Annotated in this window: 6 protein-coding genes; 5 read left to right on the top strand and 1 reads right to left on the bottom strand. The window is 71.1% G+C overall.

What is annotated here, in order from left to right; translation table 11 throughout:
• Positions 1-11 precede the first annotated feature (11 nt).
• A complete protein-coding gene (pdxR, locus tag ACZ55A_RS10235; RefSeq protein WP_468837016.1) occupies positions 12-1,421 on the top strand; it encodes a MocR-like pyridoxine biosynthesis transcription factor PdxR in 1,410 nt (469 codons plus the stop codon).
• A 60-nt stretch (positions 1,422-1,481) separates the two neighbouring features.
• On the opposite strand, the gene ACZ55A_RS10230 is transcribed toward pdxR, so the two are convergent.
• Positions 1,482-2,024, bottom strand: coding sequence for a GNAT family N-acetyltransferase (locus ACZ55A_RS10230; RefSeq protein ID WP_468837014.1), 543 nt, complete (start codon positions 2,022-2,024; stop codon positions 1,482-1,484).
• Positions 2,025-2,277: 253 nt separating this feature from the next.
• Here ACZ55A_RS10230 and ACZ55A_RS10225 point away from each other — a divergent pair, with 253 nt between their 5' ends.
• The 4 genes from ACZ55A_RS10225 (at position 2,278) to ACZ55A_RS10210 (ending at position 13,457) form a co-directional block, all read left to right on the top strand.
• Complete coding sequence (locus tag ACZ55A_RS10225; protein WP_468837011.1) at positions 2,278-10,383, top strand: Ig-like domain repeat protein; 8,106 nt, start codon at positions 2,278-2,280, stop codon at positions 10,381-10,383.
• Between the two features lie 139 nt (positions 10,384-10,522).
• Positions 10,523-10,945 carry a hypothetical protein gene (locus tag ACZ55A_RS10220; RefSeq protein WP_468837008.1) on the top strand — a complete coding sequence of 141 codons (423 nt, stop codon included), beginning with the start codon at positions 10,523-10,525 and terminating at the stop codon, positions 10,943-10,945.
• 17 nt (positions 10,946-10,962) lie between these two features.
• Positions 10,963-12,153, top strand: a complete 1,191-nt coding sequence (locus ACZ55A_RS10215; protein ID WP_468837005.1) for a glutathionylspermidine synthase family protein — start codon at positions 10,963-10,965, stop codon at positions 12,151-12,153.
• 143 nt (positions 12,154-12,296) lie between these two features.
• On the top strand, positions 12,297-13,457 hold the full coding sequence (locus tag ACZ55A_RS10210; protein ID WP_468837002.1) for a M4 family metallopeptidase: 1,161 nt from the start codon (positions 12,297-12,299) through the stop codon (positions 13,455-13,457).
• The last annotated feature ends 94 nt before the right edge of the window (positions 13,458-13,551 follow it).

The following is a 13,551-nucleotide window of genomic DNA, read 5'->3' as shown; positions in this document are numbered from 1 at the left end:
GGTCCACTTCCATGGAGGATTCCTGGGCCACTTTCGGCCGTGATCTGCATCTGGACCTCACCGGCCCCGGCGGCCTGCGGGCCGCCCTGCTGCGCGCGCTGCGCGACGCCGTACGGTCCGGGCGGCTGGCCCCCGGTACCCGGCTGCCGTCCTCCCGCTCGCTCGCCGCCGACCTCGGCATCGCCCGTAACACGGTCGCCGACGCCTACGCCGAACTCGTCGCGGAGGGCTGGCTCAGCGCCCGCCAGGGCTCCGGCACCCGGGTCGCCGACAGGGCGCTGCCCCGTACCGCGTCCCCCGCCCGCCGCACCGGCACCCCGCACCCCGCCGGCCGGCCCCGCTTCGACCTCACCCCCGGCACCCCCGACGTCTCCGCCTTCCCCCGCACCGCCTGGCTCGCCGCCGCCCGCCGTGCGCTGACCGCCGCGCCCAGCGACGCCTTCGGCTACGGCCCCGCCGCCGGCCGGCCCGAACTGCGCGCCGTCCTCGCCGACTACCTGGCCCGCGCCCGCGGCGTCCACGCCGACCCCGACCGCATCGTCCTGTGCACCGGCTTCATGCAGGGGCTGGCCCTGCTCAGCCGCACGCTGGGCGCCGGCCGGCTGGCCACCGAGTCGTACGGCCTCGGCTTCCACCGGGACGTCATCGAACGTGCCGGTCTGCGCACCGTGCTCCTCGACGTCGACGAACACGGCGCCCGCACCGAGGAGCTGTGCGCCCTCGACGACCTGCGGGCCGCCCTCCTCACCCCCGCCCACCAGTTCCCCACCGGCGTCCCGCTGCACCCCGACCGCCGCGCCGCCGCCGTCAACTGGGCGCGCGCCACCGGCGGTTACATCCTGGAGGACGACTACGACGGGGAGTTCCGCTACGACCGCCAGCCGGTCGGCGCGCTCCAGGGGCTGGACCCCGACCACGTCGTCTACCTGGGCACCGCGAGCAAAAGCCTGGCCCCCGCACTGCGGCTGGCCTGGATGGTGCTGCCGGACCGCCTCGTCGAGCCGCTGCTCGCCGTCAAACGCGCCGGCGAATGGCAGTCCGGGCAGCTGGAACAGCTCACCCTCGCCGAGTTCATCTCCTCGGGCGCCTACGACCGGCATCTGCGCGGGATGCGGCTGCGCTACCGGCGCCGCCGCGACCAGCTGGTCGCGGCGCTGGCCGAGCGCGCACCCCAGGTCCGGGTCTCCGGCATCGCCGCCGGACTCCACGCCGTACTGGAACTCCCGCCCGGCACCGAACAGTCCATCGTCCAGGCCGCCCGCTGGCAGGGCCTCGCCCTGGAAGGCCTCAGCAGCTTCCACGACCCCGCCGCCCCCTCGCCGCCCCGCGACGCCCTGGTCGTCGCCTACGGCACCCCGCCCGACCACTCCTTCGCGGGCGTCCTGGACGCGCTGGTCAGGGCACTGCCGCCGGGGGAGTGACCGGCGAGCGCGCGGCGGCCGTCACCCTGCCGGGCGGCGGCATGACCGGGAAGACACCCCCTACAACTCCCGGACGAACGACACCCGGTCCAGCCCCGGCCCGTCGTAGTCCGTCTGTACCGGCACCCCGTCGTCGTACCGGTCGCCCGGCTCCAGACGGAAGCCCATACGGGTGTGGTACGCGATGGAGTCGCGGTTGTTGGGGCTGGTGATGCACCGGACCTGACGGCGGCCGGCCTCCCCGGCCAGCGCGAAGAACCGCTCGTAGAGCGCCCTGCCGACACCGCTCCGTTTGCCCTCCGGGCACACGCCCACGAAGTGGATGTAGGCGGTCTCCGGATCCGTCTGGGACAGAAAGCCGATCAGGAACGCGTGCAGGGTCCCGTCCGGGCGCTCGGCGAGAAGGCTGGTGCCGGCGAAGTGCTGGAGAAACAGCCGTGGCACCAGCAACTGCCGTTGTAGCGCGCCCGCTTCACCGCCCAGCCCGCCCCACCAGTCGGCCAGCGCCACCTGGAGGCGCGGATGGTCCGACGGTGCGGGACGGCGCAGCGTCAGATCGCCCCGTATCGCGCCGGGCGAGGGCACCGGAGTGCTGTCGGTCATGGCGTCACCCTTCCCACTGGGGGCCGGCCCTCGTGACCGGCTCCGGGGGCCGACGGTCCGGCGACGGTCCGGCAACGGCCCGGGGGCGGCCCGGCAACGCACTGTACCGACCGTCCGCGCCCCAGCGCCGGTCCACGCAATGTCCACGCCCGCGGAGCACGCCTCGCGTGACGCGGGGACCGCCGAGCGCTGCGCCATCCGGGCGAAACGCGGGGGCGGCTATGGCGCGTACGAGTGAAGGGCGCGCCTACTGATGCTATCGATCGGCGGGTTTGCCCACCTGGCGGGGGGACATTCGTACGCGGCAGCCAGGCGCCTCCGGCTGCTCTCACCTCTTCCAGGAAGTTGTCGCCTCACCGTAGCTCTTCGGGCGCGGCGGGGGGCGATCGGCCCGCCGCCCTCCGCACACCCAACGAAGGGCCGCACCATGGCATTTACCTTCACGTTGGTGTCCGCAGCGCCGAATCCGGCGGTCTTCGGACAACCCGTGACCTTAACCGCAACCGTGATCCCACTCGGACTGGGCACACCCACCGGGACCGTGACCTTCTCCGTCTCCGGCGGTCCGACGCTGACGGCGCCGCTCATCGGCGGCACCGCGACCGTCACCGTCAACAACGTGAGCGTCGGTTTCCACACCGTATCGGCCACCTACAACGGCAGTTTCAACTTCTCCCCCTCCACCGGCTACGCCTCGATGACCGTGGTGCAGGCCTCCACGACCACCACCGTCACCTCGTCCCCCGACCCCTCGCTCTTCGGCCAGACGGTCACCCTCACCGCCCATGTCGCGCCGGTCGCGCCGGGCTCGGGCACCCCGACCGGCACGGTCACCTTCGTCATCGGCGGCGGCGGGGGCGGCACCCTGACGGCACCGCTCATCGGCGGCAACGCCACCGTCACCACCAGCACCCTCAGCGTCGGCACCCACACCATCACCGCCACGTACAACGGCAGTACCAACTACGCGGCGTCCACCGGGACCGACACCCAGACCGTGCAGGGCATGGCATCGACGATCACCACGGTGACGTCCTCGCCCGACCCCTCGGTGTTCGGCCAGCCGGTCACCTTTACCGCCACCGTCTCCCCCTCCCCGCCCGGCCCGGGCACCCCGACCGGCACGGTGACCTTCGTCATCTCCGGCGGCCCGACGCTGACGGCGCCGCTCGTGGGCGGTACGGCGAGCGTGACCACCAGCAGCCTCAGCGTGGGCCCGCACGCGGTCACCGCCACCTACAGCGGTGACGTCAACTTCCTCAGTTCCACCGGCACCGACTCCCAGCTCGTCCTCAAGGCCTCGACGACCACGACGGTCACCTCGTCCCCGGACCCGTCGGTGTTCGGGCAGCCGGTCACCTTCACGGCCACCGTCGCGCCGGTCTTCCCAGGCGCGGGCACCCCGACCGGCACGGTGACCTTCGTCATCTCCGGCGGCCCGACGCTGACGGCGCCGCTCGTGGGCGGTACGGCGAGCGTGACCACCAGCAGCCTCAGCGTCGGCTCGCACGCGGTCACCGCCACCTACAGCGGCGACGGCAACTTCAACAGCTCCACCGGCACCGACTCCCAGCTCGTCAACAAGGCCTCGACGACCACGACGGTCACCTCGTCCCCGGACCCGTCGCTCTTCGGGCAGCCGGTCACCTTCACGGCCACCGTCGCGCCGGTCTCCCCGGGCGCAGGTACCCCCACCGGGACGGTCACCTTCGTCATCAGCGGGACCGGGGGCGGCACCCTGACGGCACCGCTCTCGGGCGGAACGGCGACCGTGACGACCAGCTCACTCGGCGCCGGCACCCATACCGTCACCGCGACCTACAGCGGTGACGCCAACTTCAACGGCTCCAGCGGCACCGACACCCAGACCGTGAACCAGTCGGCGACGACCACGACGGTCACCTCGTCCCCCGACCCCTCGGTGTTCGGTCAGCCGGTGACGTTCACCGCCACGGTCGCGCCGGTATCCCCGGGTGCGGGCACCCCCACCGGCACGGTGACCTTCGTCATCAGCGGCGGCGGGGGCGGCACTCTGACAGCGCCGCTCTCGGGCGGTACGGCGACCGTCACGACCAGCTCGCTGACCGCCGGTACCCATACGGTCACCGCGACCTACAGCGGTGACGCCAACTTCGCCGGCTCCAGCGGCACCGACACTCAGACCGTGAACCAGTCGGCGACGACCACGACGGTCACCTCGTCCCCCGACCCGTCGGTGTTCGGTCAGCCGGTGACGTTCACCGCCACGGTCGCGCCGGTATCCCCCGGTGCGGGCACCCCCACCGGCACGGTCACCTTCGTCATCAGCGGCGGCGGGGGCGGCACCCTGACAGGGACCCTCTCGGGCGGTACGGCGACCGTCACGACCAGCTCGCTGACCGCCGGTACCCATACCGTCACCGCGACCTACAGCGGTGACGCCAACTTCGCCGGCTCCAGCGGCACCGACACTCAGACGGTGAACCAGTCGGCGACGACCACGACGGTCACGTCGTCCCCCGACCCGTCGCTCTTCGGGCAGCCGGTGACGTTCACCGCCACGGTCGCGCCGGTCTCCCCGGGCGCCGGTACCCCCACCGGCACGGTGACCTTCGTCATCAGCGGGACCGGGGGCGGCACCCTGACGGGGACCCTCTCGGGCGGTACGGCGACTGTCACGACCAGCTCACTCGGCGCCGGTACCCATACCGTCACCGCGACCTACAGCGGTGACGCCAACTTCGCCGGCTCCAGCGGCTCGGACACCCAGACGGTGAACCAGTCGGCGACGACCACCACGGTCACGTCCTCCCCCGACCCCTCGGTCTTCGGGCAGCCGGTGACGTTCACGGCCACGGTCGCACCGGTCTCCCCGGGTGCGGGCACCCCCACCGGCACGGTGACCTTCGTCATCAGCGGGACCGGGGGCGGCACTCTGACAGCGCCGCTCTCGGGCGGTACGGCGACCGTCACGACCAGCTCGCTGACCGCCGGTACCCATACCGTCACCGCGACCTACAGCGGTGACGCCAACTTCGCCGGCTCCAGCGGCACCGACACTCAGACCGTGAACCAGTCGGCGACGACCACCACGGTCACGTCGTCCCCCGACCCGTCGCTCTTCGGGCAGCCGGTGACGTTCACCGCCACGGTCGCACCGGTCTCCCCGGGCGCCGGTACCCCCACCGGCACGGTCACCTTCGTCATCAGCGGGACCGGGGGCGGCACCCTGACGGGGACCCTCTCGGGCGGTACGGCGACTGTCACGACCAGCTCACTCGGCGCCGGTACCCATACCGTCACCGCGACCTACAGCGGTGACGCCAACTTCGCCGGCTCCAGCGGCACCGACACCCAGACCGTGAACCAGGCATCGACCACCACCACGGTCACCTCCTTCCCCGACCCCTCCGTGACCGGACAGCCGGTCACCTTCACCGCTTTCGTGGGCCCGGTGGCCCCCGGCGGCGGCGTCCCGACCGGCACGGTCGCGTTCACCATCACCAACGGGGTCACCACGGTGAACCTCACCGGGACCCTGGACGGCGCCGGTGTCGCGGCCGTCAGCACCAACGGGCTGGTCACTGCCGGGGTTTACACCGTCACCGCGACCTACGCCGGCGACGGCAACTTCACCGGCTCCAGCGACACCGACACCCAGACGGTCGCCCCGGCAGCCACGACCACGACGGTCACCTCCTCCCCGGACCCGTCCGTGGTCGGACAGCCGGTGACCTTCACGGCCACCGTCGCCCCGGTCTCCCCGGGCGCGGGCACCCCGACCGGCACGGTCACCTTCGTGATCAGCGGCGGTCCGACACTGACCGGCACCCTGTCCGGCGGAACGGCCACCGTCACCACGTCCGCCCTCACCGCCGGAGTGCACACCGTCACCGCGACCTACAGCGGTGACGGCAACTACACCGGTTCCGTCGGCACGGACACGCAGACGGTCAACCAGGCGTCGACGACCACTGCGGTCACGACGTCTCCGGACCCGTCGGTGTTCGGTGAATCGGTGACCCTGACGGCCACCGTCGCGCCGGTCTCTCCGGGTGCCGGTACTCCCACCGGCACAGTGACGTTCGTCGTCTCCGGCGGCCCGACGCTGACCGCGACGCTCTCGGGCGGTACGGCGAGCGTCAGCACCACCGCCATCCCGGTCGGTACCAGCACCGTCACGGCGACCTACAGCGGCGACGCCAACTTCACCGGCTCCAGCGGCTCGGACACCCAGACGGTGACCCAGGCGTCGACGACCACATCGGTCACCTCGTCCCCGGACCCGTCCGTGGTCGGTCAGACGGTGACCTTCACCGCGACCGTCGCGCCGGTGTCTCCGGGCGCGGGCACACCGACCGGTACGGTCACCTTCCTCGCGACCAACGGTGTGACCACCGTCAGCCTGACCGGCACGCTCAGCGGCGGCACGGCCACCGTCAGCACCAACGGCCTGGTGACCGCCGGGACTTACAACGTCACCGCGACCTACAGCGGCGACGGCAACTTCCTCAACTCCACCGGCACGGACACCCAGACGGTGGGCCAGGCCTCGACGACAACGTCCGTGACATCCGCCCCGGACCCGTCGCTGTTCGGAGAGCCGGTGACCTTCACGGCCACCGTCACACCGGTGGCGCCCGGCGCGGGTACCCCCACCGGCACGGTGACGTTCGTCGTCTCCGGCGGCCCGACGCTGACCGGCACCCTGTCCGGCGGCACGGCCACCGTCACGACCAGCGCGGTGCCGGTCGGCACCCACACCGTCACCGCGACCTACAGCGGCGACGCCAACTTCACCGGCTCCAGCGGCACGGACACCCAGACCGTGGCCCCGGCCGCGACGACCACATCGGTCACCTCATCTCCTGACCCGTCCGTGGTCGGCGCGACGGTGACGTTCAGCGCCACGGTCGCCCCGGTCTCTCCGGGCGCGGGTACGCCGACCGGTACGGTCACCTTCCTCGTGACCAACGGTGTGACCACCGTCAGCCTGACCGGCACGCTCAGCGGCGGCACTGCCACCGTCAGCACCAACGGGCTGGTGACGGCCGGGGTTTACGCCGTCACGGCGACCTACGGCGGCGATGGCAACTTCACCGGTTCGGTCGGCACGGACACCCAGACGGTCGCCCCGGCCACCACGACCACCGTGGTCAGCTCCTCTCCCGACCCCTCCCTGGTCGGCGAGACGGTGACCTTCACCGCGACCGTCGCCCCGGTGCTCCCGGGCGCCGGCACTCCCACCGGCACGGTCACCTTCCTCGCGACCAACGGTGTCACCACCGTCAGCCTGACCGGCACGCTGAGCGGCGGCACCGCCACCGTCAGCACCAACGGCCTGGTGACGGCCGGGGTTTACACGGTCACCGCGACCTACGGCGGTGACGGCAACTTCACCGGCTCCAGCGGCGCGGACACCCAGACCGTGGCCCCGGCCGCGACGACCACATCGGTCACCTCGTCCCCGGACCCGTCCGTGGTCGGTCAGACGGTGACCTTCACCGCGACCGTCGCGCCGGTGTCGCCGGGTGCGGGCACGCCGACCGGTACGGTCACCTTCCTCGTGACCAACGGCGTGACCACCGTGAGCCTGACCGGCACGCTGAGCGGCGGCACCGCCACCGCCAGCACCAACGGCCTGGTGACAGCCGGGGTTTACACCGTCACCGCGACGTACAGCGGTGACGGCAACTTCACCAGCTCCGTCGGCGCGGACACCCAGATTGTGGGCGTGGCGGCGACCACCACGACGGTCTCCACCACTCCTGACCCGTCCGTCTTCGGGCAGCCGGTGACGTTGTCGGCGACTGTCCTTCCGGTGCCTCCGGGCGCGGGCACGCCGACCGGCACGGTGACGTTCGCCGTCTCCGGCGGTCCGACACTGACGGCGACGCTTTCGGGCGGCACGGCCAGCGTCACTACGAGCGCCATCCCGGTCGGTACCAGCACGGTCACGGCGACGTACAGCGGTGACGGCAACTTCACCGGCTCCAGCGGTACGGACACCCAGACGGTGGCTCCGGCTTTGACGACCACTGCGGTCGTGACGTCGCCCGACCCGTCCGTGGTCGGCCAGACAGTGACCTTCAGCGCCACGGTCACTCCGGTCGCGCCGGGCGCGGGTACGCCGACCGGCACGGTGACATTCCTCGCGACGGACGGTGTCACGACCGTCACCCTGACCGGCACCCTGAGCGGCGGCACGGTCAGCGTCAGCACCAACGGGCTGGTGACGGCCGGGACTTACACGGTCACCGCGACGTATGGCGGTGATGGGAACTTCATCGGCTCGACTGGTACGGACACGCAGACGGTGAACCAGGCGGCGACGACCACTGCGGTCGCGACGTCGCCCGACCCGTCGGTGTTCGGTGAGTCGGTGACTTTGACGGCCACTGTCGCGCCGGTGTCGCCGGGCGCAGGTACTCCCACCGGCACGGTCACCTTCGTGGTGACGGGCGGTCCGACGCTGACGGCGACGCTCTCGGGCGGCACGGCGACCGTCAGCACCACCGCCATCCCGGTCGGTACCAGCACGGTCACGGCGACGTACAGCGGTGACGGTAACTTCACCGGCTCCAGCGGTACGGACACCCAGACCGTGAACCAGGCGTCGACGACCACGGCGGTCACGACGTCTCCGGACCCGTCCGTGGTCGGCCAGACGGTGACCTTCACGGCCACCGTTGCGCCGGTGTCGCCGGGTGCGGGAACTCCCACCGGGACGGTCACGTTCGTCGCCACCGATGGCGTCACGACCGTGAGCGCGACCGGGACGCTGAGTGGCGGCACGGCCAGCGTCAGCACCAACGGCCTGGTGACCGCAGGGACTTACACCGTCACGGCGACCTACAGCGGCGACGGGAACTTCACCGGCTCCAGCGGTACGGACACGCAGACGGTGAATCAGGCGTCGACGACCACTGCGGTCGTGACGTCGCCCGACCCGTCGGTGTTCGGTCAGTCGGTGACCTTGACGGCCACCGTTGCGCCGGTGTCTCCGGGGGCCGGTACTCCCACCGGCACGGTGACGTTCGTCGTCTCCGGTGGTCCGACGCTGACGGCGACGCTTTCGGGCGGTACGGCCAGTGTCAGTACGAGCGCCATCCCGGTCGGTATCAGCACCGTCACGGCGACGTACAGCGGTGACGGGAACTTCACCGGCTCCAGCGGTACGGACACCCAGACGGTGGCTCCGGCCTTGACGACCACTGCGGTCGCGACGTCTCCGGACCCGTCCGTGGTCGGGCAGACGGTGACGTTCACCGCGACCGTTGCGCCGGTGTCTCCGGGTGCGGGAACTCCCACCGGGACGGTCACGTTCGTCGCCACCGATGGTGTCACGACCGTGACCCTGACCGGCACCCTGAGTGGCGGCACGGTCAGCGTCAGCACCAACGGGCTTGTGACGGCCGGGCTTTACACCGTCACGGCGACGTACGGCGGTGACGGGAACTTCGTCGGCTCCGTCGGCGCGGACACCCAGACCGTGAACCAGGCGTCGACGACCACCTCGGTGAGTTCGTCGCCCGACCCCACCGTGGTCGGGGAGACGGTCACCTTCACGGCGACCGTCGCACCCGTCGCCCCCGGTGCCGGCACACCCACGGGAACCGTCACCTTCGTCATCACCGGTGGTCCGACGCTGGTCGGCACCCTCTCCGGGGGGACGGCCACCGTCAGCACCAGCGCACTCGGCGCAGGGACGTACCCGGTTACCGCGACCTACAGCGGTGACACCAACTTCACCGCATCCAGTGGCACGGACACCCACACCGTGAACCAGGCGTCCACGACCACCACCGTCACCTCCGCCCCCGACCCCTCGGCGTTCGGGGAGCTGGTGACGTTCACCGCGACCGTCGCCGTCAACTCGCCCGGGGCAGGCAGCCCGACCGGCACCGTCACCTTCGTCATCGACGGTGGCGGGGGCGGCACGCTGACCGGCACCGTTGTCGCGGGGGTCGCGACCGTCACCACCAGCACCCTGGAGGCAGGTACGCACAACGTCACGGCGACGTACAGCGGAGACGCCAACTTCGCCGGTTCCAGCGGGACGGGCACGCACACCGTCAACCAGGCCACGACGCTCACCACGGTCACCTCGGCCCCCGACCCGTCCCTGTCCGGGGCGACGGTTGTCTTCACCGCCGTGGTGGTGGCGGTGCCGCCCGGCAGCGGTGTCCCGACCGGCACGGTCAACTTCACCATCACCGATGGTGTGACGACCGTGAACCTCACCGGGACCGTGGACATCCTCGGTGTCGCCACGGCCAGCTCTCCGCTGACCACCGGCAACTACACGGTCACGGCGAACTACACGGGAGACACCAACTTCGCTGCCTCCACCGGCACCGACGCCCACACCGTCATCTAACCGTCCACTCCGATCCATAACGACTCACTCATCAACCGCACAGCGCCGGGCCGTCCGAGGGGGCGGTCCGGCGCCTTGCCGTGTGCCCCTAAGCTTGCTGCCCGTTCACACAGATGTCCGTACACGGGGGAAGTAGAAGATGGCTGAGAAAGCACGCCGGCGGCTGCGGTCGAGCACGGTGATCCTGGGCGGTATGGGTGCGCTGGCCGCCGCCCTGACGTCCTGCGGGTCCGAGCCCGACAAGCGCTGCGTGGACCGCAACAGCTACGACACGCTCAAGGGCTATCGCATCGTCGACGCCAAGAACTGCTCGGCGGGCGGTGGTTCGTCCTCCACGAGCGGCACCACGAGTAGCGGTACGAGCGGCGGATACGGCAAGAGCGGGCGCGGCGGCGGGACGGGCCGGCAGCCCGTCGACGGCCAGTGGTACTACGACCCGGGCAACTCCGGGGGGAAGTACGCCGACGACGGCACCTTCAGCAAGACCACGGCCGTCAACCGCGGCGGTTTCGGCTGTTCGGGCTCCGGCTCGCACGGCCGGCACGGCTCCTTCGGCGGCTGAGCGGACGCGGCAGCGCCATGGAACGCCACACCATCGAGCCGCGCCCCGGCTGGCAGCAGACCGTCGAGGCGCAGGGCCTGATCTACCCGCTCACCCGCTACCCGGACGATTCGCTGCGCCCGTACTGGGACGAGAGCGCGTACTACTCCTTCACCCTCCCCGAGGTCGAGGCGCTGGAGGCGGTGGTCGAGGAGCTGCACGAGATGTGTCTGGCCGCGGCCGGGCACCTCGTCGAGCACGACCGCTTCGCCGATCTCGGCATCGACGACCCCCGGCTGGCCGGGCTGATCGCCGAGTCCTGGCGCCGCCGGGATGAACTGCCTTCCCTCTACGGGCGGTTCGATCTGCACTACGACGGCACCGGCCCGGCCAAGATGCTGGAGTACAACGCCGATACCCCGACCTCGCTGGTCGAGGCCGCCAGCCCCCAGTGGTTCTGGATGGAGGAGCGCTTCCCCGGCGCCGACCAGTGGAACTCGCTGCACGAGCGGCTGGTGGCGGCCTGGAAACGGCAGGCCACGCTGCTGCCGCCCGGTGCGCCGCTGCACTTCGCGCACTCCGCGGGCGATGAGCTCGGCGAGGACCTGATGACCGTCGCGTATCTGGAGGAGACGGCGCAGCAGGCGGGCCTGGAGACGGTCGCCATCCCGGTGGAGGACATCGGCTGGGACCGGCTCTCGGGCCGCTTCGTCGACCAGCGGCTGCGTTTCCTACGGGCCTGCTTCAAGCTCTACCCGTGGGAGTGGCTGGCCACCGACGACTTCGGCCCGTACGTCCTGGACACGCTCGACAACGGCGGCGGCACCGGCTCCACCCTCTGGATCGAGCCCGCCTGGAAGATGCTGCTCTCCAACAAGGCGCTGCTGGCGATCCTGTGGGAGCTGTTCCCCGGCCATCCGAACCTGCTGCCCGCCTACCTCGACGGGCCGCGCGAACTGGCTCGTACCCGCGGCTACGCCGCCAAGCCGCTGCTCGGCCGTGAGGGCGCCGGCGTCACCCTGCACGAGCCGGGTGCCGCGCCGGTGCTGCGCGGAGGCGAGGACCCCTGCTGCTATCAGGAGCTCGCACCGCTGCCGGACTTCGACGGGAACCGTGTCGTCCTCGGCGCCTGGGTCGTGGAGGACGAGGCGGCCGGGCTCGGCATCCGAGAGTCGGCGGGGCCGGTCACCGACGAGTACGCGCGGTTCATCCCGCACGTGATCCGCTGAGCCCACTGTGGCGGGCCGCCACGGTTTGCCGGCGTTTGTCGGGAACGGCGCGGGCGCTACGGCCATCTCTGTGGCTGAAGGCGCCCGGGGCCACTGCGCCACTGCCCCGGTATCCCATGCCGTTTGGCCCTGTGGAGGAGCCCATGAATCGTGCACGATCCACCCGCAATCGCCGCCGGAGGCGCGCCGCACTGCAGATGAGCGCCGTCGTCGGGGCCACCGCCGCGCTCGCTGCGTCGGGGGCGATGGCCGGACCGGCGACTGCCGCCACGGGAGGGCCGACACCGGTGCCGGCTCAGACCGCCGGCGGTGCCACCGCGACGGGCCATGGCATACGCGTCGGCACGGTCGAGATCACCACTCGCCTGCGCAATGGCCGCTACGAGCTCACAGATCCCACCCGGGGTGGCCTGACCATCAAGGACTACCTGAACAACGAGTACTTCGGTGACCTGGAGCTCAGCAAGCCCTTCACCGGCAAGGACAACGTATGGGGCAACGGCACCACCAGTAGCCGCGAGTCGGCGGCGGTTGACGCCCACTTCGCCGCCGAACAGGCTTGGGACTACTTCAAGAACACCTTCCACCGCCTCGGCCCGCGTGGCGACAACAAGGGCCCCACCCTGTACGTGCACTTCAAGAAGAACTTCAGTCACGCTCAGGCCGTCGACGACCCGATGTCCGCGTTCTTCGGCGACGGTAAGAACAACAAGAAGCCCGTCACGTCGCTCGACGCGGTCGCTCACGAATACACCCACCTCGTCAGCGACGCCACTGCGAAATTCGGCGACTCTGCCGAGTCGGATGCCCTCAACGAGGCAACCTCCGACATCTTCGCCGCCATGGTGGAATTCCAGGCGAACCTCCCCAGCGACCCCCCGGACTACCTCTTCGAAGAGAAGGTCTACGGAAAGTCCGCCCCCGTGCGCTACATGGACAAGCCGTCACGCGACGGCAAGTCGCCGGACTTCTGGAAGCCCGGGAGCGGCCAGGACGGCGACACCCACTTCCAGGCCGGCATAGCCAACCATTTCTTCTACCTCCTGGCGGAGGGAAGCGGCAAGAAGACCATCAACGGGGTGGCCTACAACAGCCCGACCGTCGACGGCCGGAAAGTCGCCGGTATCGGCCGCACCAAGGCGGCCCGTATCTGGTACGAAGCGCTCACCACCCAGTTCAACTCGACCACCGGATTCAAGCAGGCCCGGAGCGGCACTCTCAAAGCCGCTGCCGGGCTGTACGGAACGTCCAGCCGTGAGTATGCGGCCGTCCAGAAGGCATGGGCCGCGGTCAATGTGAAATAGACAGCCAGGGAAAATCCACCTGCGGCTCCACCGATTCGGGACGGGTACGCGCACGAGCACGGCCCGTGTCGGGCCCCGAGCCCCGGCCCCGGAC

The sequence above is a fragment of the Streptomyces sp. NPDC034111 genome, assembly GCF_055575375.1.
This window is presented reverse-complemented; position numbering and strand designations above follow the sequence as displayed.